Origin of the sequence: Algoriphagus hitonicola (assembly GCF_900113375.1) — a bacterium.
In the GTDB taxonomy this organism is placed as follows: domain Bacteria; phylum Bacteroidota; class Bacteroidia; order Cytophagales; family Cyclobacteriaceae; genus Algoriphagus; species Algoriphagus hitonicola.
In genome coordinates this window covers 202778-224217 of sequence record NZ_FOPC01000008.1, presented here as the reverse complement: position 1 = coordinate 224217, position 21440 = coordinate 202778, and the positions used below count along the sequence as shown (strand labels likewise).

The 21440-nt window shown below is 42.6% G+C and carries 19 protein-coding genes and 2 tRNA genes; 10 read left to right on the top strand and 11 right to left on the bottom strand.

From position 1 onward, the window contains the following. Positions 1–278: 278 nt before the first annotated feature. Entirely contained in the window at positions 279–899 is a 621-nt protein-coding gene (locus BM043_RS12625; RefSeq protein WP_092792169.1) for an LON peptidase substrate-binding domain-containing protein, read from the bottom strand. A 284-nt stretch (positions 900–1183) separates the two neighbouring features. After that, positions 1184–2188: a type I glyceraldehyde-3-phosphate dehydrogenase gene (gap, locus tag BM043_RS12620; RefSeq protein WP_092792167.1), complete on the bottom strand. Its 1005-nt coding sequence runs from the start codon at positions 2186–2188 to the stop codon at positions 1184–1186. Between the two features lie 244 nt (positions 2189–2432). Between gap and BM043_RS12615 the strand changes: the two genes are divergently transcribed. Further along, positions 2433–3305, top strand: a complete 873-nt coding sequence (locus BM043_RS12615) for a S1 family peptidase (RefSeq protein WP_092792196.1) — start codon at positions 2433–2435, stop codon at positions 3303–3305. 54 nt (positions 3306–3359) lie between these two features. Here BM043_RS12615 and BM043_RS12610 read toward each other — a convergent pair whose 3' ends face one another. The 5 genes from BM043_RS12610 to BM043_RS12590 all read right to left on the bottom strand — a co-directional run bounded on the left by BM043_RS12610 (position 3360) and on the right by BM043_RS12590 (position 8299). Next, on the bottom strand, positions 3360–5591 hold the full coding sequence (locus BM043_RS12610) for an NADP-dependent isocitrate dehydrogenase (protein WP_092792194.1): 2232 nt from the start codon (positions 5589–5591) through the stop codon (positions 3360–3362). A 188-nt stretch (positions 5592–5779) separates the two neighbouring features. Continuing rightward, complete coding sequence (locus BM043_RS12605) at positions 5780–6580, bottom strand: amidohydrolase (protein ID WP_092792166.1); 801 nt, start codon at positions 6578–6580, stop codon at positions 5780–5782. Beyond that, on the bottom strand, positions 6577–7131 hold the full coding sequence (gene def, locus BM043_RS12600; protein ID WP_092792164.1) for a peptide deformylase: 555 nt from the start codon (positions 7129–7131) through the stop codon (positions 6577–6579). Before def ends, BM043_RS12605 begins: the two co-directional genes overlap by 4 nt. Further along, positions 7128–7541 (bottom strand): Holliday junction resolvase RuvX, encoded by a 414-nt coding sequence (gene ruvX / locus BM043_RS12595; protein WP_092792163.1) that lies wholly within the window; start codon positions 7539–7541, stop codon positions 7128–7130. Before ruvX ends, def begins: the two co-directional genes overlap by 4 nt. Further along, positions 7541–8299 (bottom strand): hemerythrin domain-containing protein, encoded by a 759-nt coding sequence (locus BM043_RS12590; RefSeq protein ID WP_092792161.1) that lies wholly within the window; start codon positions 8297–8299, stop codon positions 7541–7543. The genes ruvX and BM043_RS12590 overlap by 1 nt, the downstream gene beginning before the upstream one ends. A 163-nt stretch (positions 8300–8462) precedes the next feature. On the opposite strand from BM043_RS12590, the gene BM043_RS12585 reads away from it, so the two are divergent. Together BM043_RS12585 and BM043_RS12580 are read left to right on the top strand one after the other, a co-directional pair. Further along, on the top strand, positions 8463–10139 hold the full coding sequence (locus BM043_RS12585; RefSeq protein WP_092792192.1) for a S41 family peptidase: 1677 nt from the start codon (positions 8463–8465) through the stop codon (positions 10137–10139). A gap of 110 nt (positions 10140–10249) precedes the next feature. Further along, positions 10250–10684: a VOC family protein gene (locus tag BM043_RS12580; RefSeq protein WP_245753026.1), complete on the top strand. Its 435-nt coding sequence runs from the start codon at positions 10250–10252 to the stop codon at positions 10682–10684. Between the two features lie 92 nt (positions 10685–10776). On the opposite strand, the gene BM043_RS12575 is transcribed toward BM043_RS12580, so the two are convergent. Beyond that, positions 10777–12726: a M1 family metallopeptidase gene (locus BM043_RS12575; protein ID WP_245753027.1), complete on the bottom strand. Its 1950-nt coding sequence runs from the start codon at positions 12724–12726 to the stop codon at positions 10777–10779. A gap of 164 nt (positions 12727–12890) precedes the next feature. On the opposite strand from BM043_RS12575, the gene BM043_RS12570 reads away from it, so the two are divergent. From BM043_RS12570 to BM043_RS12550, 5 genes are all read left to right on the top strand, one after another. Then, complete coding sequence (locus BM043_RS12570) at positions 12891–14717, top strand: TonB-dependent receptor plug domain-containing protein (protein ID WP_092792157.1); 1827 nt, start codon at positions 12891–12893, stop codon at positions 14715–14717. A 117-nt stretch (positions 14718–14834) separates the two neighbouring features. After that, positions 14835–14909: transfer RNA gene (locus tag BM043_RS12565), tRNA-Val, on the top strand. A gap of 18 nt (positions 14910–14927) precedes the next feature. Next, positions 14928–15002 (top strand) — tRNA-Val (locus BM043_RS12560). Between the two features lie 206 nt (positions 15003–15208). Continuing rightward, a complete protein-coding gene (locus BM043_RS12555; protein ID WP_092792155.1) occupies positions 15209–15457 on the top strand; it encodes a DUF7218 family protein in 249 nt (82 codons plus the stop codon). Positions 15458–15478: 21 nt separating this feature from the next. Beyond that, the gene (locus tag BM043_RS12550) at positions 15479–16039 is read left to right on the top strand and encodes a type 1 glutamine amidotransferase domain-containing protein (protein ID WP_092792154.1); all 561 of its coding nucleotides are present in this window, start codon (positions 15479–15481) and stop codon (positions 16037–16039) included. A 47-nt stretch (positions 16040–16086) separates the two neighbouring features. Here BM043_RS12550 and amaB read toward each other — a convergent pair whose 3' ends face one another. Both amaB and BM043_RS12540 read right to left on the bottom strand, forming a co-directional pair. Beyond that, the gene (gene amaB / locus BM043_RS12545) at positions 16087–17631 is read right to left on the bottom strand and encodes an L-piperidine-6-carboxylate dehydrogenase (RefSeq protein WP_092792152.1); all 1545 of its coding nucleotides are present in this window, start codon (positions 17629–17631) and stop codon (positions 16087–16089) included. Between the two features lie 78 nt (positions 17632–17709). Next, positions 17710–18705: a DUF4421 domain-containing protein gene (locus BM043_RS12540; RefSeq protein ID WP_092792150.1), complete on the bottom strand. Its 996-nt coding sequence runs from the start codon at positions 18703–18705 to the stop codon at positions 17710–17712. A gap of 346 nt (positions 18706–19051) precedes the next feature. Here BM043_RS12540 and BM043_RS12535 point away from each other — a divergent pair, with 346 nt between their 5' ends. Next, entirely contained in the window at positions 19052–19825 is a 774-nt protein-coding gene (locus tag BM043_RS12535; protein ID WP_245753025.1) for a glycosyltransferase family 2 protein, read from the top strand. Positions 19826–19866: 41 nt separating this feature from the next. Beyond that, a complete protein-coding gene (locus BM043_RS12530; RefSeq protein WP_092792147.1) occupies positions 19867–20691 on the top strand; it encodes an FkbM family methyltransferase in 825 nt (274 codons plus the stop codon). On the opposite strand, the gene BM043_RS12525 is transcribed toward BM043_RS12530, so the two are convergent. Further along, positions 20688–21398 (bottom strand): glycosyltransferase, encoded by a 711-nt coding sequence (locus tag BM043_RS12525; RefSeq protein ID WP_092792144.1) that lies wholly within the window; start codon positions 21396–21398, stop codon positions 20688–20690. The genes BM043_RS12530 and BM043_RS12525 overlap by 4 nt on opposite strands. Positions 21399–21440: the final 42 nt, after the last annotated feature.

Genomic DNA, 21440 nt, shown 5'->3' with positions numbered 1-21440 from the left:
GAGAAGCAGGTCTTTTGGCCTGCTTTTTTGCTTTAATACCATTCTGGGGCGAGAAGTTTATCCCGATGAGCTAAGCGATATCCGGAAGCCCCAGCGGGATCACAATGAGAAGCAGGTCTTTTGGCCTGCTTTTTTGCTTTAATACCATTCTGGGGCGAGAAGTTTATCCCGATAAACAAAGCGATCGGGAAGCCCCAGCGGGATCACAAGGAGAAGCAGGTCTTTTGGCCTGCTTTTTTGTTTTGCAGTGATTACTCTTTTTAACCTTCCTGAGAATCCTAAAAATTCAACGGATCCAGGTGCTTAAAATGTCCGTTTTGTTTAATCTTTTCTTTAGCATCTTCTGCCGCCTTCAGCACAGGAATCATCCGCTTGAAGTATTGAGTCAGAAAAGCCACTCGCTCTGCCTCTGATTCCATTTTAATCAGTTCTAATTCTTCTTCCAAGCTGAGTCCGATTTTATGGGAAAAAGTATAGGAATCCACCTCAGTAGTGGAAATTGGCTGTGGATAATTAAGAAGATACAGGATTTCCTTGAGGTAGAAGACAAATTCATTTTTCAAAGATGGGGTTACGATCTCCAAATTTTTCAAAAAACTCACCTTTCCTCCCGCATACAATTTTCCTTGCATGGGGTTTTCGAAAGATTCTAGTTTAAAAGTCCGCTTTCCCAAAGTCATAATATCCAGCCTTCCATCTGCATAGCGCTTATGCACTCGGACAAGCTCCATTTCGGTTCCAAAACCAGTCAATTGATCAATAAAAGTGCAAATACCAAATGTTCCTCCCTTGGATTCGATATCCGAAATCAACTGGCGATAGCGCGGTTCAAAAATATGCAAATTGAGTTCCTCTCCAGGAAAAGCCACAAGTTTCAAAGGGAAAATGGGAAGGTACATGGGAAATGAATTTTCAGATAAAACTCACCAAATTGATTTTGGTTATCCCCAAATCTGAATATCTAGAATGATTGTAGCAACCGAAGTTAAGTTAGCCCCACCTCAATTTCTGTCTATACCCAAAAGTGTTTTTGAAGAAAGTCGTGAAGAAATTTACCTAATGGACCGACTGTGAGAAACCAATACCAGTTGATGAAAACCACTTACAAGCAAAGAATAGGATATACATATTCTGAGATTCCAGCAAAAGAAAAAGCCCCGAAAATCTTCGGGGCCTTAATCTATTATTTTTTAGCGATGTAAGTGAGCAAATCGACTACCTTATTGGAATAGCCCCATTCATTGTCATACCAGGAAACGACTTTGACAAAGGTATCAGAAAGCTGAATACCTGCTCCTGCATCAAAAATTGAAGTACGAGCATCTCCAATGAAGTCATTGGAAACCACCGCATCCTCAGTGTATCCGAGAATGCCCTTCATGGACGTTTCAGCTACCTCTTTCATTTTGGCACAGATCTCTTCGTATTTTGCCGGGTTCTTCAATCTCACGGTCAGATCCACTACAGATACGTTTGGAGTTGGCACTCTAAATGCCATCCCTGTTAATTTTCCATTTAACTCAGGAATCACCTTTCCTACCGCTTTTGCAGCACCGGTGGATGATGGGATGATATTCTGTCCAGCGCCTCTTCCGCCTCTCCAGTCCTTAGCAGATGGTCCGTCTACGGTTTTCTGAGTTGCTGTGGTCGCATGTACCGTAGTCATCAATCCTTCTTCGATTCCCCAGTTATCATTTAATACTTTGGCGATTGGAGCCAGACAGTTGGTGGTACAAGATGCATTGGATACAAAAACCATATCATCGGTATAAGAATCCTCATTTACACCCATCACAAACATTGGTGTATCATCTTTTGAAGGCGCAGACATGATGACTTTCTTTGCTCCTGCATCGATATGTCCTTGTGCAGATTCTTTGGTCAAGAAAATCCCAGTGGACTCAATGATATAATCCGCTCCGATTTCTCCCCACTTGAGATTGGCAGGGTTTTTCTCTGCGGTAACTCTTATTTCGTTTCCATTGACTACCAAATGGCCGTTTTTCACCTCCACAGTACCTTTGAATTGTCCGTGAGTGGAGTCATACTTCAGCATATATGCGATATAGTCCACATCGATGAGGTCATTGATACCCACGACCTGAATATCATCACGCTCCTGCGCTACTCTGAACGCCAATCGGCCTATTCTTCCGAATCCGTTGATTCCAACTTTGATTTTGCTCATAATTATTTTGATTATTGTATAGGTTTGATTCTAAAAACACCCAAGACTTTGCTTCTTTCAGCAAAAAATCGCTTTGGGAATCCTAAGTTATCACAATTTTTTGGCTACCCCAAACACGATGAATCCTATCCGCTTGAGGATCGTAATTCAATCGATTTCGAAAATTCAAAAGTTCTTCAACGTATCTTTTCAAAGGGCTTTGAGTGAAAATCAATATCTTCAAGCTCTAAAAATCAATAACCGCATGTTTGTAGAAGCCATCAAAGAAGTAGCCAATTTCACCCGGGCAATCCATTCAATCTCCAGAAATTTTGGCAACCCAAAAATCCAACGGGGATCAGCTAGTTTATTTTTCATAAATGAAGAAGGCTGGGCCCTGACCTGCAAACATGTCGCCCAGTGGCTGGGGCAAGCAGAACAAGTCAACAAACGATTTTCGAAATTCATGCAAGAAAGCAAAGGACTGACCGGTACACAGCAAAATAAGTTTGCCAAAAAGTTGGGATTAAGCCCTGACCAGCTTTTTGAAATGCGGATCACTTTCGTGGATTGTGTGGATCAGATCAAAAATTTAAAATTTATCCTCCACCCAGAATATGATCTTGCGCTTTTAAAATTTGAGGGCTTTCAAAAACCACTTTATAGTCAGGCGCCTCGATTTTTAGCCGATGATCAAAGCATCCAATCCGGAGAAATGCTTTGCCGACTAGGCTTTCCTTTTCCCGAATTCAATAATTTTGTATTGGAACCCACCAGCCAAACGCTCCAATGGACCAAAGAAGGCGCCGCTAGATCACCAAGGTTTCCAATCGAAGGAATGGTTACCCGGTTTTTGGGGAATAAAAAAGGCGAAATCTACGGGATAGAAATGAGTACTCCCGGGCTAAGAGGACAGAGTGGCGGTCCGCTCTTCGACACAAAGGGGAGGATTTACGGCATGCAAAGCCGTACCAAGCACCTGCATCTGGGCTTTGATATCGAAGAAAAAGAAGTCATCGCTCACGGAAAAACCAAAAAAATAAACGACTACGCATTCATCCATTTGGGCGAATGTATTCACGTCAAAGTCATCAAAGATTTTATGCGCCAGCATCAAGTCCGATTTTCAGAGGATTGAAAATGAAAAATGATTTAATACAAAAAAACCGGGCTTTTATACCCGGCTTTTCCATTATCTCAACTGATTAATAATTTCATTAAACGTAAGGCTCGGTCGCATGGCTTGAGAGACCAGTAGCCCATCAGGACGATAATATCCTCCTATGGTTACCGGTGAACCCTGAGCCGTATTAAGTTCCAATTCGATTTGATTGGCCTTTTCGGCCAAAGCTTGGGCAATAGGAGCAAACTTGGCTTTGAGTTCAGCATCTTTGTTTTGAAGTGCCAAGGCTTCAGCCCAATAAAGCGCCAAGTAAAAATGACTTCCACGATTATCCAGTTTTCCTACGACACGGGCTGGAGATTTGTCATTTTCCAGCCATTTTCCCGTAGCTTGATCCAAGGTTTCCGCCAGCAAAAGAGCTTTTTCATTTCCGAAAGTCTGACCCAAATGCTCCAGCGAAACAGCCAAAGCGAGGAATTCGCCAAGTGAGTCCCATCTCAAATGGCCTTCATTGACAAATTGCTCCACATGCTTAGGTGCAGATCCACCAGCTCCAGTTTCAAATAATCCTCCTCCATTCATTAAAGGAACTACGGAAAGCATTTTGGCGCTAGTTCCTAATTCTAAAATTGGGAAAAGGTCAGTCAGATAATCCCGGAGCACATTTCCTGTTACAGAGATCGTATCCATTCCCTCTTTAATTCTTGCCAAGGAATAGTTCGTTGCCTCGATAGGTGACATGACATGAATCTCAAGACCTGTGGTATCGTACTGAGGCAAATAAGCATTAACCTTTTTGATCAATTCGGCATCATGCGCCCGCTGAGGATCCAGCCAGAAGACAGCAGGAGTATTTGAGAGTTTAGCGCGGGTCACTGCTAATTTTACCCAATCCTGAATCGGAGCGTCCTTGGTTTGGCACATTCTCCAAATATCACCTTCCTCTACCTCATGGCTCATGAGTACGTGGTCATCTACGGAGATAACCTTTACTGTGCCAGAAAAGGGAATTTCAAATGTTTTGTCATGCGAACCATACTCTTCGGCTTTTTGAGCCATCAAGCCGACATTGGGAACTGACCCCATCGTCGATGGATCAAATGCCCCATGTCTCCTACAGAATTCAATCGTCGCTTGATATACAACGGCATAACTTCTGTCCGGAATTACCGCTTTGGTGTCTTGCAGTTGCCCGGCTTTATTCCACATCTGTCCGGAGCTTCTGATCATCGCCGGCATGGAAGCATCGATAATAACATCACTGGGAACATGAAGATTGGTGATTCCTTTATCCGAATTCACCATTGCCAAATCAGGACTATCCGCATAACAAGCTTCCAAATCAATCAGAATCTCCGCTTTTTGCGCTTCTGGAAGTTTTTCGATACTTGCCAATAAATCCCCTAATCCATTGTTTACATCTACTCCGGCTTCTTCTAAGACAGCAGCGTGTTTTTCGAAGACTGGCTCAAAAAAGGCTTTTACTGCGTGTCCAAAAATAATAGGATCTGAGACCTTCATCATGGTTGCTTTCATGTGAAGAGAAAACAGGACTCCCTTTTCTTTGGCGTCAGCTTTTGCCTTTTTCAAAAATTCTTCCAGTTTTCTGACGCTCATAAAAGATGCATCGACTATTTCCCCCTTCTGAAGAGCAAGCCCTGATTTTAAAATTTCTTTTTCTCCATTTATGCCATGCAACTCAATAGAAATTGCGGTGGCATCTTTCAATGTGACCGATTGTTCGCTTCCATAAAAATCCCCTTCAGACATACTTTCGACATGGGATTTGGATGAGGCCGTCCATTTTCCCATCGAATGTGGATGCTTTTTGGCATAGGCCTTCACGGCCTGTGGAGCTCTTCGATCAGAGTTTCCTTCTCTCAAAACCGGATTTACAGCCGATCCTTTGATTTTATCATACTTTGCTTTGATTCCTTTTTCTTCTTCGTTTTTAGGCTCTTCCGGATAATTGGGCAGCGGATAGCCTTTTTCCTGCAATTCACGGATTGCAGCTTTCAATTGGGGAATAGAAGCTGAAATATTGGGAAGCTTAATGATATTAGCTTCAGGAGTTTTGGCGATTGCGCCTAGCTCTGCCAGCGCATCACTGAGTTGCTGTTCTGGGGTAAGAAATTCCGGGAAATTGGCAATTATCCTTCCTGATAAGGAAATATCTCGAGTTTCGACTTGCACACCCGCTGACTGGGTAAAAGCCTCAACGATAGGCAATAAAGAATAGGTAGCCAATGCTGGCGCTTCGTCGGTTAAGGTGTAAAGGATTTTTGGAGTTTGGTTACTCATGATTTTTAATTGAGTTCGATGATGGGAAAAGCGAATCTTAAAACTTTGTCGATTCCTCAGAAAACCTGCTAAACGAGCTGTTTTTTGAAAGAAAAAAAGCCTCAATGACTCGGAAAATCAGAGGGCTAAAATACGTAAAATATCCTTGTTTCAAATCCCATTGATGGAATTCGGAAACTTAGGAAAGGCTACAAATCAATAGAGAATCGGTCGGAGTCCATCCATGCGGGAAACTTTTGCCGATAATCATCCAACGCATCTCCGTCCAAGGTAATCAGGCCTTCGTTCTCTAGCTCTCCCAAATCCAAGAGACACTTTCCTTTGAAATCAAACGCCGCCGAATGCCCACAATACGGGACCTCATTCCCATCAACTCCAATCCTATTCACTCCAATGGAATAGGCAAGATTTTCGATGGCACGAGCTGGAAGCAGAGCATCCCATGCACTCACCCGGGGAGCCGGCCAGGAAGCTACATAAAAAACCAAATCGTAGGCCATTTGACCATCGATGTGGGTATTTCGAGACCAAATCGGAAACCGGAGATCGTAACAAACCTGAGGTAATATCCGCCAGCCTTTCAATTGAAAAATCGGCAACCTTCTACCTGCATCAAAATGCTCATCCTCCTGAGCCATCCTAAAGAGGTGTCGCTTATCGTAAAACTCGATATGGCCATTAGGGTCAACCCAAAGCAAGCGGTTGAAAAAATGTTGATTTTCTTTAATGATCGCACTACCCGTAATCACTGCCCCGGTTTGAGCGGCCTGCTGCTGCATCCATTTGCAAATTGTCAGGTTCATCGGCTCAGCCAATTCCTCAGCATCCATACTAAACCCAGTAGGAAACATCTCAGGTAGGATGATCAAATCAACCTTTTGCCCGATTTCCCATATTTTTTCTTCGAACATGGAGAAATTGGCGATCTTTTCTTTCCAGAATAAATCCGCTTGAATCAGAGCAATTTTTAATTGGGAGGATCGGCTCATTTGAGCGGGTAAATCATTCGATAATCGGTGTGGATTTTTCCCTTGCTTACGTCGATGAGTTTGGATTGGACTAATCGCTTTTTGAGTCCTTTGAGATAATCTACAAAAAGTATCCCTTCCAAGTGATCATATTCGTGCTGAATGACCCGTGCAGTCATACCCGAAAACTCCTCTTCTTTGAGGTTCCAGTTTTCATCAAAATACTCTATGGTCAATTTTTCAGGACGGATGATTTCGGCCCTGACATCAGGAATACTGAGACAACCTTCCTCAAAACCATAATTGTCGCCATATTCATCCAAGATAATCGGGTTGATAAAGGCCCGACGAATTCCTTTTTCTTCGTCTTCTTCATCCAGCATCAGACTACTGTCAATGACAAATAATCTAAGACCTTGGTTGATTTGCGGTGCCGCGAGTCCCACTCCACTCGCATGGTCCATCGTGGAGTACATGTCCTGAATCAGTGCTTTCAACTCCGCTCCTTCTTCTATCTCGGCAGCTTCTTTTTTCAGTATAGGATTGCCGTAAGCAACAATCGGGTATATCATTTTCTCTCTAAATAGGATTGTAGGATAATAGCAGCGCTGACTTTATCCAAATTTCCGGACTTTTCTTTTCTGTCCTTTTTTTTACTTCCCATGGCTATCATAGACTGCATGGCTATTTTGGAAGTAAAGCGCTCATCAATTAGTTCAATTTTTTGAGTGGGAAATTGCTTCTCAAGCTTCCCCTTGAGGTCCATCACTCGTGGTGTCATTTCATTGGCACTACCATCCAACCGTGTAGGCATTCCCAACACAATTGTTTCCACTTCTTCTTTGGCCAAGTAACTTTTCAGGAAATCCAACAGTGTGGATGTCTCAATAGTTTCCAAGGGATTAGCAAGGATTTGAAGTGGATCTGTGACAGCGATACCGGTCCGCTTGGTACCTAGGTCTATAGCGATTATTCGACCCATCAGTTAATTCTGATTTTGTGTCTGATTTTTCGGATTGCTTCCCGCTCGAGCTCTACCGCTTTAGGAAATAAAAGTTCATCTTCGATTTGAGCATGAATAATCAATTCACTTTCGAAGTTTTGTAATTCATGATAAAGCACCCGCATGGTGAGGGGAGCATCCGAATTCAACGAATAGTTAGAAGTCAGTTTTCGGATGCCCTCCATTTCGTCATCGTGGATTTCATGGGCATCTGCAAGTTTATAAACGGGGTCCTTCTCTAAAATCTTTAAGGCATCATATAATGCAAAATTTCCGTCCTCAACATCCTGAAGCAATTCGATTCGCTTAAAAAGTCGACTTTCCTCTTCATGAATATGATGGATAAAATCCTGTACAAATAGCGGAAACATAATCCTCAAATCTGCCATAAGCGAATGAAATCCGGGATCAGGAACTATTCCCGAAATCATATTGGAAAGAAAAGGAAGCTCCTGTCGGACAAAATAATAATGTTTTTTTTTCAAGTAAGCGACCAAGACCTCGATCGGGTTGAGGTATAACTCCTCAGGCGTGGGTTCTTTGCGGGAAGCCCAAGACTCCAGCTCGGATATGAGTTGACGGGGATTGACTTTATGCTTTTTGCAGACCTGCTCGAGGGATTGGGTGGGATATTGATAAAAACTGATCCCAAAATAATGTAGAACAGAAGCGAACACGTAATTTTCGGAGACTAAATCTCCTACTAACGCCTTATTCACCTTTTCGTCCTGTTGCATTTTACAAAAATAAATTATTTTAAGAGAAAGTAGGGGATTAAATTTGACCTTTATGCGTTCTGCTCGTATAAACTTTCACATACTTTATCAAAAGCCACTTTTAAACACTAGTAAAAAGCAGTAGTTTAACTTATTGAAAATAACCAACAGAAAGAGTAGAAACGTGAGCCAGACTAAAAATTCGAAAACCCAAATCCGCCTTCCCATCATCCTAGCCCTTGCTATTTCGGCGGGAATATGGATAGGGGCTACATTTGCGGAACCCAAAAGCAATCAAAATGATCTGAGAGCGGCACTTTACAAGCTCCAAGAGATCATGACCTATATTAATAGAGATTATGTCGACAGTGTCGATACCAACGACCTCGTAGAATATGGGATCAATAAAATGCTGGAAAATCTAGATCCGCATTCCAGTTATATTCCAGCCAAGGACGCTTCACTTGCTCAATCGCAATTGGACGGTGAATTTGACGGAATCGGAGTGGAATTTGGAATCATTCGCGATACCATTTACGTGGTAGCTCCACTAACCGGAGGTCCTTCTGAAGAATTAGGGATCAAATCCGGAGACCAAATCATCAAAGTGGACGGCGAAACCGTAGCGGGCACCGGCATCACCAACCGAGATGTATTTGAATTGCTTCGTGGACCGAAAGGCAGTCAAGTCATCGTCGACATCAAACGCAAAAATGAAAGTGATCTAATCACCTATGAGATTACCCGGGACAAAATCCCGCAATACAGCATCAATGCCTCTTATATGGTCAGCAATGAAATCGGCTACGTCAAAATCACCCGATTTGCAGCGACCACCTATGACGAGTTTAAAGAAGCGGTGGCAGATTTGAAAAGTCAGGGGATGGAAAAACTCATCATTGACTTGCAGGGAAATCCTGGAGGATATATGGGGGCGGCTATTAACATCGCCGATGAAATCTTGGCAGATCGATCACTAATCGTATCTCAAGAGGGCAAAGTGGAGCAATACAGTCAAAAAGCTTATGCTTTCAGACCCGGAATGTTTGAAGAAGGTTCTGTCATCGTTTTGGTTAACGAAGGCTCAGCATCCGCTTCTGAAATTTTGGCCGGTGCGGTACAGGACAATGACCGGGGGTTGATCGTGGGAAGACGCTCTTTTGGAAAAGGGCTGGTACAAATGCCAATTGACCTTTCTGATGGAGCTGAACTTCGACTGACAATCGCCCGATATTTCACGCCTTCCGGACGATCCATCCAAAAGCCTTACGGTCCTGACCATGAAGCTTACGAGCAGGATTGGATTTCCCGATTAGAGCACGGGGAGTTTTTCTCAGCGGACAGCATCAAATTCAATGACAGCTTAAAATACGAAACCAAAAAAGGCAGAATCGTCTATGGAGGCGGTGGTATTATGCCTGACTTCTTTGTTCCATTGGACACCACCTATTCGTCAGCTTATGTGAGTCGACTGTTTAATTCTGACTCTTCCAGAGAATTTATTCTTGAGTACACCAACCAAAACAAAGAGCAATTCTCAGAAATGAGTGTGGATGAATATTACAAGGAATTTGAAGTGAACGATGCCATGCTTCAGGAATTGATCAAAGTCGGAGAGAAAAATGAAATCGCTTATGATGCGGAAGATTATTCCAAATCAAAGGATTACTTGAAAATCTTGGTAAAAGCCCATCTCGGCCGACAACTTTACGATGATGATGCCTTCTACATGGTTATCAACGATATCAATGAAGTGTATCAGCAAGCTATACGCCTCTTTGACGAAGCGGATCGAATCGCCATGGCATCGGACTTGAGCAATGAAGAGAAACCTGAAGAAGAAGAGGAGGAGGAAGAATAACTCATCCTAAATAACTATTGAAAAGCGGTCCATGCCGCTTTTTTTTTGATCCATTTGTGAGGTCTTCTCGAAAAAAGCTACCTTCAAAATCTATTCAAACCCAAAACCCAATGAAAAACCTATTGTTCATCATTAGTTTTACCCTTATGTCTTCCGCCATTCACGCCCAAATCAAAACCAATCATATTGCCGTTCATGTGGCCAATTTGGAAAAAAGCAGTCAGTTTTATGAGGAAATTTTAGACTTAAAGGAAATCGACGAACCCTTCAAAGACGGACTCCATGCTTGGTATGACATCTGTGGAGGTGCCGCCCTTCATTTGATCGAGGCTCCCGACGTGCCAAATGAAATTTCAAAAATCAATCACCTTTGTTTTTCAATGGAAAACATGGATGCATTTATTTCCAGATTAAAAACCACCGGCTATCCTTTTGAAGATTGGCCGGGTGAAAAAGGAAAAATCACCACTCGCCCCGACGGAGTCCGACAGATTTACATTCAGGATCCAGATGGCTATTGGCTTGAGATCAATGATGATTATTGACACGAAAACGCCCGAAGAATTTTTCTCCGGGCGTTTGCTTTTTTACAAGAAAATAGAACTCACTCTACATTCCTTTTTTGCCTTTTTATGAATCAATCCTCATAAAGTGGCTGAGGCCAGCTGTCATTTCCCAGATTCACATCCGGAAGAATTTTATCAGGATCTATCGTCACTTTGACCACTCGCTTATCAGTTCGGATCAGGTGATTCCAATTATCTCCACGTTGCCAGATCTCAACAGGCAACATTTGACGCTCTTTGGATCCATCCTCAAATTCGATCTCGAGCAATACCGGCATAGGGAAATCTCCTTTGTTGGTCAAAACTACCAAATAATTGCCTGAGTAAGGCACGACAGTGTTAATTCCTAGGTCAATATTCCCATTACCATAAAACCAGCCCTGCCAAAACCAAGAAAGATTTTCTCCAGCCACATTTTCCATATGATTAAAGAAATCCGAAGGCTGAGGATGCTTATACGCCCAAGTCTCAATATATGACCTGAATGCGTTGTCAAATCGCTCAGGACCCAACACGTATTCGCGAAGCATAATCAAGCCAATTCCAGGCTTCATGTAGGCAACCATTCCCAGATTGGAAGTATTGGCTACATCGGGATAGGTATCGATTCCTTCCCGGTTTTCATTGACAAAGTAATTATTGTATCGACGCGTTTGGTCCAAGTTGGCTGGATATTCTCCATCATTAAATTCTAAAGTACTGTAATGGTTGATGAAGGTATTGAACCCTTCGTCCATCCAAGCATATCTCCGCTCGTTGCTCCCTACGATCATCGGGAACCAGTTGTGACCAAACTCATGATCGGTCACACCCCAGAGTCCTTCACCCTTAGAAGTGTAGCGACAGAAATTCAGTCCGGGATATTCCATTCCTCCGATATCAGCCGCTACATTGGTGGCAGCGTCGTAGGGATATTCGTACCACTTTTCGGAATAATGCTCGATCGAAGCTTTGGAATATTCTGTGGATCTTGACCAAGCTTCCTGCCCATCTGATTCTTTTGGATAGACAGACTGCGCCAAAATCGTCTTTCCGCTAGGTAAATTGATTTTGGCAGCATCCCAGATAAAGGATTCTGAACTCGCAAAAGCAATATCACGGGCATTTTCAATCTGGAAATGCCAAGTGATCATTCCATCCTGCTTTGGCCGGGTGATTTCAGTATTTTTTATTTCATCAGGAGAAACTAGATAGACCGTTTCATTACTTTGTTGCGCATCTTGGTAGCGGTTTTGAAGCTCTGCCGAAAGCACTTCTTTGGGATTCATGAGCTTTCCTGAACCCACGACAATGTGATCGTAAGGAACAGTCACCTTGTAATCAAAATCGCCATATTCCAAATAAAACTCTCCCGCGCCTAGATAAGGCTCTACATTCCATCCCTCAATATCATCAAATACTGACACTTTGGGATACCACTGAGCAAAGGCATAGATCCATCCATCCTTCACTTGCAACCTTCCCATTCGATCCATTCCTTTGATTGGAACTTTAAATGAAAAATTCATCGATATCGTAGCCGTACCACCTTTTGCCGGAATCGGCTCATCAAACCAAACCTGCATTCGAGTATCTTCGATCAAATGCTTGGTGGACACAGCTCCTCTTTTTCCAACTGTGGCCTGAACCTCAGAGATGTCATAACCTCCATCGATGTCCCCATTGTAGCGGTTTCCCTGCACCGGAGTAGTTAGCGTACCCCGAGAATCAGGAGTAAAGCGATTTTGCTCAAGCTGGAGCCAAACAAAACTCAACTCCTCCGGACTATTATTGGTGTAATCGATAGTGACCTTTCCGGTTAGGGTATGCGCTTCATCATCAAGGGTGACTTCGATTTGATAATCAGCAGCATTTTGCCAATAATTTTCGCTGGGCTTGCCTGATGCCGTACGGGTAAAAGTCCCCTTGCGGTTCATAAATTCGCCAAAATCCGATTGATTATTCTCTAATCCCTGCTGGGCAATCGAAGGACTGCCTAGAAAAAGGGCGGTCAAAATCAATCCTGAAAACATTTTTTTCATCATATCACTTTTATTTTAAGGCTTGAAAATACAAAGGCAATTTCATTCTGCCAGCCTATTTTTCGTGAATGGGAAAAGCTTAACGAATTTTTAGAAAAGACTCAATATTGGATTTCGGAAATTTTGAGTTGAACTTTGCCTAAACTATTACGCAAATCACCCCTATGAAAAAAATTCTACTCGCAATCCTCCTTGGAGGGTGTTGGAATGAGCTAATTGCTCAGACAGAGAGTGATTCCTTGGATTTACAGGAAATTGTCATTCAAGAAAACCGTATTCAGATTCCGTTTTCGAAGCAAAGCAGAAATATTTCTGTCATCACCAAGCCGCAGCTCGAAACTACTCCCGCCAGAAGTCTTCAAGAGGTTTTGGCTTTTGTTCCCGGGGTTGATGTGAGACAGCGGGGCGTCACCGGAGTCCAAGCGGATATTGGGATTCGCGGCGGCTCCTTTAACCAAACGCTGATGCTTCTCAACGGGATCAAACTCACCGATCCTCAGACCGGACATCATATGATGAATATTCCCGTGCCCATGGTCAATATTGACCGAGTGGAAGTGCTCAAAGGGCCAGGTTCACGGATTTTTGGCCAAAATGCCTACGCAGGCGCAGTCAATATCATCACCGAACTTTCCAATACCCGAAATCTCAGGCTACAAGGATACGGTGGAGATTTTGCGATGCGGGGATTGGCTTTTGCGGGATCTTTACCTACCGGAAATTACCGCCAAAATCTTTCCATCTCATACGACGAATCTGCCGGACATTGGTACAACTCAGATTATCAAGTCAGTAATTTCTTTTATGAAGGAGGCCTTGCACTGAATGAATCTCATGAACTAAGAGGAATGATAGCCTATACTGATCGGAGTTTTGGCGCCAATGGATTTTACACCAGTGCATTTCCTGATCAGTGGGAAAGTCTACAAACCAGCCTTGGAGCTTTGAGTCATACTTACAGCAATTCCAAATGGAGAATCAATACGAGAGCCTATTGGCGAAAAAATGCGGATGAATATCGTCTAAGAAGAAATGAACCTGAGTTTTATCAGAATTTTCATACTTCTAACACCTATGCGCTGGAGGCAAATGGCAGTTTCGAAAGTAACTTGGGCACTACCGGTTTTGGTCTGGAATACCGAAAGGAAGAAATCCAAAGCAATAATTTAGGAAACCATGACCGAACTTTGGCAGGGATTTTCTTGGAGCAGCTGATCAATTTGGGAGAAAAAACCGATCTCCGTGCTGGAGTTTACAGTAATTATTTCAATGAATTTGGCTGGAAGCATTTCCCCGGTGCCGAATTGGGCTATCAAGCCACAGAGGCCCTTCGATTTTATTCCGGGTATGGCAAAAGCTTTCGAATTCCTACCTACACCGATTTATTTTATGTCGGTCCGACCAATATCGGGAATGCAGAACTTCGACCCGAACAAGCTCAAAATTTTGAAATTGGAGCCAAATGGGTTAAAAATAGATTTTTCGCAGAGCTCGTTTATTTCCATAGAGATACCGATGATTTGATCGAGTGGACTCGACCTAATGAAAATACCCCATGGCAACCCCAAAATTTCAATGAGGTTAAATTCAACGGAATTGAGGCTGCCTTAACTTATCGAATGGCTTCTGGAAGCACATCTTTCCGCTTAAAGGAATTGATGATTTCGTACAATTACATCGATGCAAATCTAGTAGAAAGACCCGGAATCGAAACCCGATATGCATTGGCTGCTTTGAGACATCAGTTGATCGGTGGTTTTTTGGTTGGAATCGGTCAAAAATTAGAGTGGAATACCAAGATGCGCTATGTAGAGCGATTTAGCCTCGACCCTTATTTTCTCTTGGATTCGCGAGTCGATTACAACAGAAGTGGAAAATTGGGGATTTTTGCGGAAGCTTCTAACATCAGCAATACGGATTATATCGAATCCGGAACAGTACAAATGCCGGGCAGGTGGTTTCGAATGGGATTCATGCTAAACCTGGAATAAATTTTACAATTGAATATCAGTGCATTAGTATCCGGTTTTGAAAAAACAGTTTCTATTCTTTGTCCCAAATAAAAAAGCATTTACTTTTGCATTCCTTTTAGGACAAAGTTCCAGGAAGGGAGCTTAGCTCAGTTGGTTCAGAGCATCTGCCTTACAAGCAGAGGGTCGGGGGTTCGAATCCCTCAGCTCCCACTTCATAAACCATCAGCAGGAAGTTTAGCTCAGCTGGTTCAGAGCATCTGCCTTACAAGCAGAGGGTCGGGGGTTCGAATCCCTCAACTTCCACATTAGCCTCAGCATATTCTGAGGCTTTTTTTTTGGCAAGACCCTATTGGAACCTAAAACTGGGACCTGCATTTTTTTCATTTATGGTAAAATCCATCTCAAATTCCAAGAATGATTTGCCATTTCGACTAAAAAAGGGTGATTATTGAAACATTTTCCTGATTTAATAGTTATATTAATAAGAACTTCATCAAACGTAATTTGTCATGGCACCAGATAAATCAACCCCGCAAATCAAAAATGAAGAACAATATGAAGCGCTTCGAGACAAAGGCATGAGCAAACAAAAAGCTGCTCGGATTGCCAACACTCCCAGCGATGAAATGGACTATGATAGTCGACCTTACGAATCTCGATCGAAGAATGAATTATATCAAAAAGCCAAAGAGATTGGTATCGAAGGAAGAAGCAAAATGACGAAAAGCGAATTGATTGAAGCTTTGAGATCAAATTAATTTTAAACTTAAAACCCTTTTATGATGAAAAATTCAAACAAACATATTGCACTTTTAACTGAAACTGGATTTGAAGAAGTAGAATTAACCCATCCAAAGAAAGCTTTGGAAGATGCTGGTTTTCGTGTAGATATTATTTCTCCTCAGGCCAAAATCAAAAGCTGGAATAATGGGAATTGGAATATGGAACTGGATGTCGATAAATTATTAACCGATGCAGACCCAAAAGATTACGACGGACTATTGATCCCTGGAGGGGTTCTCAATCCCGACAAGCTCAGAAGAAATGAAGACGCGATCGGATTTATTAATCAGTTTTTCGATGCCGGAAAACCCATTGCCAGTATTTGCCATGGGCCGCAGGTATTGATTGAAACTGGCGCATTGCAAGGAAGAAGAATGACAAGTTTCTCCAGTATCAAGACAGATTTAAAAAATGCTGGAGTCAGATGGGAAAATCGAGAGGTGGTCACCGATCAGGGATTAGTCACCAGTAGAGATCCTAACGATTTGGATGCCTTCAATTCCAAAATGATTGAGGAGTTCCGAGAAGGAGTTCACAATCGAAACAAAACCATTTAAAATCAAAAAGAGGCTGCCAATTAATTTTGGTAGCCTCTTCTTTTTAATCAAATATCAAACTTGATCCCTTGTGCCAAGGGCAACGCTGTCGAGTAATTGATCGTGTTCGTCTGACGCCGCATATAAGCCTTCCAAGCATCAGAACCTGACTCTCTTCCTCCACCGGTTTCTTTCTCTCCTCCAAAAGCTCCGCCGATTTCGGCACCCGAAGTTCCTATATTGACATTTGCGATACCGCAATCAGAACCCTCAGCAGATAAAAAGGCTTCCGCTTCTCGCATATTTGTCGTCATGATTGCGGATGAAAGCCCTTGGGGGACCCCATTCTGAATAGCGATGGCCTCCGCGATGGTTTTGTATTTGATCAAATACAATATCGGAGCAAATGTCTCGTGCTGCACAATTTCAAAGTGATTTTCTGCTTCAAAAATCGCCGGCTTGACATAGCAGCCCGATTCATAGCCCTCGCCTGTAAGTACTCCCCCTTCGACAACTACTTTTCCACCTTCCTCTTTTACCTTTTGAAGGGCGGCTTCATAAATTTTCACCGCATCTTGATCGATTAGAGGTCCTACATGATTATTTTCATCCAAGGGATTGCCTATTGTCAGTTTTCCATAAGCATTAGCCAAACGGTTTTTCACCTCATCAAAAATAGACTCATGAATAATCAGTCTTCGAGTACTCGTACATCTTTGTCCGGCGGTTCCCACCGCACCAAAAAGTGCTCCGCGAATAGCAATTTCCAGATCGGCATGTTCGGTAATGATGATCGCATTGTTTCCTCCCAATTCCAAAAGGGACCTTCCGAGTCTTTCCCCGACAGCTTTCCCTACGGCTTTCCCCATTCGGGTGGAGCCGGTAGCTGAAACTAGGGGAATCCGAGAATCGTGGGAAAGCAACTCACCCACCCGATAATCCCCCACGATCAAGGATGAAATTCCTTCGGGCATACCGTGTTTTCTAAAAATTTCTCCTACTATTTTTTGGCAGGCAATGCCTGAAAGTGGCGCCTTCTCTGATGGCTTCCATACCGTCACATCGCCACAGACCCAGGCCAATGCGGTATTCCAGGACCAGACAGCCACTGGAAAATTAAAGGCGGAAATAATTCCCACTATTCCAAGCGGATGCCATTGCTCGTACATGCGGTGACCCGGACGCTCCGAATGCATGGACAAGCCATAGAGTTGACGAGAAAGTCCCACTGCGAAATCACAGATATCGATCATTTCCTGAACTTCTCCTAGTCCTTCCTGATAGGATTTGCCCATTTCATAAGATACCAGCTTGCCTAAATCATCCTTAACCTCACGAAGTGCATTTCCGATTTCCCGGACAATTTCCCCACGCTGAGGAGCAGGTACCATCCGCCATTTTTCAAAAGCTATTTGGGCTGTGGTGATCACTTTTTCGTAGGCTTCTTCACTGGTCAACTGTACATTTCCGATTACAGCTCCATCTACAGGAGATACCGACTCAATATGTTTTTCATCCGAGGCCACCCAATTGATTCCGGTAGAAGTCCCCAGATTTTCAGATTTTATTCCAAGTCTTTCGAGGGATTCACGGATTCCAAATTGATCTTTCATATTTAATTCTGGATTTTTATACTATTCAAAACTAGGAATATTTTCCTGCTTACACAGGGAAAATCAATCCTTATCTTTCTAAAGAATTCGTGTGGGATTTATTTGCCTAAGTGCCCGACCCAGCTCTTTTTTCAGTGGGAATTTATAAACCAGATTCACTCGGTAATTTCCCGTATTGACCGACTGGTCAAAATTACTGGTCCCCGCCAGCGGCAAACGCTTGTAGACATAGTTGAAATTCACAGAGAACTGTCTCCCATTATATCCGGCAAACCCTCGGGCAAAATACGTGGGATTAAACTCCCAAACACGGCTTTCTGATTGTCTCTCCAAACGACCATATCCCAAACCAAGATCTGCACTCATCGCTGCTGTGACAAAAAATCCTTTCCCAAAAACCAAAGTTCCAACCATGCCTGCATTGGGTCCAAACTGAATAAAATCGCCCCGCTGAAAATTAGAATCAATCCCCGAATCCACCGGAAAAATCAATGAATCTGCTTTTACAGTAATCCGATAAAGTTCAAACCCCAGCATGGGCGAAATCGCCGAGCGTTTTTGGATTTCACTTTGAAGCATGGCAGCGGCAAATGAAATCTGCTCTCCATTTATAAGATAATTTAAGTTGGCTCCTATTTTTCGCATTTTCATATCCTGCCGCACATAATCTTCCCCTTCTCCATAATAATCCCGGATCGAATAACCGTTGTAAAACTGTCCAAACAAATCGATAATCCACTTTTCGGGGTAAATATGCGCCTGCAAATCTAAATACTTCGGGAAATCGGTCCGGCGATTTGGATTTAGAAAACCGAATGGAAAAGCAAGGTTGAGCGTCAGGGTTTTGTATGTAGCTCCGATACCCAGATTTTGTCCGGAATTTGGCAAAAATCGTAGCTGATTATCCGGATCCCTCAGCGTAAAATCCGTGAATTTCCGGGATAGATAAAGCCTGACAATCAACTGATCATCCGGCTTTTCGATAAAAGCAGTGTCGTATTGTGCTAAAGTCAGGGTACTGTTTAGTCCAAATAGGAAAATAAAGAAAAGACATGCTTTGGATGAAAAACTCATGAAGGAAATTGGAAGAAATATTTGACATAAAAAAATCCGGACCGTGGCCCGGATTTTTTTCTAAAACTGATTGAGTTCGAAAATTGCGAGATCGTAATCTCTGAATTTTTAAAAAGAAGTTGACAAAAGTTGTTTAATCACCAGCATGAAAGTACGAAGAGTATTTAATTATCCAAATTAATAATTGTGTTTTTTTGCTAAAAAAGTGAAATATTTGGAAACGACTCCTTAAATGGCATTTTTCAGGTTCAATTATTTCTTTTCCTTGGATGTCTAGCCCAAGTAGAATCCGTATTTTACAAGTCCTTTTCTTTGCGTTAGTTTGTATGCTATGAATTCCAAGCCCATGTTAGTTTCTGTCATAATACCTTGCTACAATCAGGCAAACTACTTGAAAGAAACTGTCCAGTCGGTTTTAAAATCGAGCTATGAACCTATTGAGCTGATCATAGTCAATGATGGCTCCACTGACAATAGTCTCAAAATCGCGGAGGATTTAGCTGCTCAATTTCCTGAAGTCTTTGTCCTGAGTCAGAAAAACTCCGGAGTAGCGGTTGCCAGAAATCACGGAATTCAGCAGGCTCGGGGTGAATACATTTTACCCCTCGACGGAGATGATTTGATTTCGGATCAATACATCGAAAAAGCAGTCAGAGTACTCCAGGAAAATCCATCAGTAAAAGTCGTGTATGCAAAAGCGGTGAAATTTGACAGCTCGGGTACCAAAGCCTGGAACCTCAAAGCATTTAGCCGATATGCTTTGGCCAGAGACAATATGATTTACGTGGCTGCACTTTTTAGAAAAAAAGACTGGGAAGCTTGCGGTGGGTTTTCTGAAGATATGACCATGGGAAGGGAAGATTGGGAATTCTGGATCAAAATGCTCAAAAATGAAGGTGAAGTCGTTCAGCTCCCCTTTGTCGGATTTTTCTACAGACTGACACCCGGTAGCAAGCGAAAACGAACCGGAACCAGTCAAAAGAAAAGAGAGCGAATCGCCTATCTGAATCGAAAACATGCTGATTTTTTTTACCGTGAACTGTCCGGTCCACTACGAATTCAGCGAACTTGGTCCAAACCCTACAACAAACTCCTCAAAATTTTAAGATTGCTTAAATAACACTCGGCTAATTGCTTAATATTGTCTGCCAACCTCCAGCCATGACCCTAAAATCTAAATTCAAGACCTTTTACAAAAATCTCCGCATATCTCTCAGCGCCAATGAAAACCCGCTTTTCATGGCCTACTACAGACACTTTTATAAGCCTAAAAGCGGAAGCCTTTCAGCATTTCTCTCTGAATATTCCTTATCCAAAAAAGGAGATTTTACCGTCATTCAAATCGGAGCAAATGATGGAATCACCAATGACCCCATCCATAAATTCATCAAAAGAGATCGCTGGAAGGGAGTATTACTAGAGCCTCAGCCGGCGGTTTTTCATCAGTTTTTGAAAAAAATCTACAAAAAAAACAAAGAACTTCATCCCATCTGTGCAGCCATAGGAAGAGGAGACGGCCAGCAAAAGCTGTATAAAATAGGATTCAGTGAGATGCGCTGGGCAACGGGCTTGGCTTCATTTTCCAAAGAAAAGATCGAAGAATTGTTTGAAAATGGAATTGTGGAAAAGAACTGCCAAAAATTCGGAATTAAGATCCCTTCAGATCCTTCCGAACGAATCGGATTTGAAATGGTCGATGTCATCAGTCCAAACACCCTGATAAAAAAATATAAAATTGACAAAATCGACCTGCTGCAAATCGATGCAGAGGGTTTTGATTTGGAAGTAATTTCCATTTTTGACATTCCAAATTCCAAACCTGGCGCAATCATATTTGAAAACGTCAATCATTCGGCCGCGGAACTTTCAAAATGTTACCAAATGCTAACCGAAAATGGCTACCAGTTAAAAGTAATCGGTCGTGATACCTTAGCCATGCTCAATCCAACTCAGGAGTTTGAACACTTTTTCCAAAAAACCATCTAGATTTTATCCCAGCCTTTCCAAAACTTCAAGAAATAATATTTCAGCGGATTTTTGTATTTCAGCTGCTTCCAAGGCCGGCTTCCGTGTGGACGATGCCATACCGGAGCGTCCATCAGAACAAAATTTTCGAATCCACATTCCAGGGATTGGGTCGAAATAAAGGTATCATACCAGTCTTTGGCATCGTCCAGCCCGGTAAAATCATAGGCATTGAGAAAATCCAATGAAAAAAGTGTACAGCAAAAACTCAGGCTCCGTTTGGTGTTGATTTCGGATTCTTTCCGGACTTTGAATTTCAGGTAAGGAAAATTCACCACTCCCTTTTCATCTACTGTCACGGCGCCGGTCAGTCCCGAATGAGCATGTGACTTTTGATGATTCAATAATTGGCTGATGGTATTGGGTTTGACCACTACATCGGACTCGATCACCAAAAGTGGAAGATTCATTTCCAATGCCTTTTTCTGCGAATGCTGCAACACCAATTTATAATTTGGCGATGGTTGATCGGTCAGATCCTCCAAGTGAATCAGTTCATAGCCGATTTCGGCTTTATTTTCTTCCAGTTCCTTCTTGGTTTCCTCGGTGCTAAAATCATTAAAAATGATGTGCTTCACCGAAACATCGGATTGAGCGATCGCCCGAGCGGTATCCAGGGTGGTCTCAATCGAATTTTTTACCGGAGTGATGACTAAGGCTTTGGCCATATTCTAAATTTATTCAAAATTACGCCATTCTCTTTTGGCAAA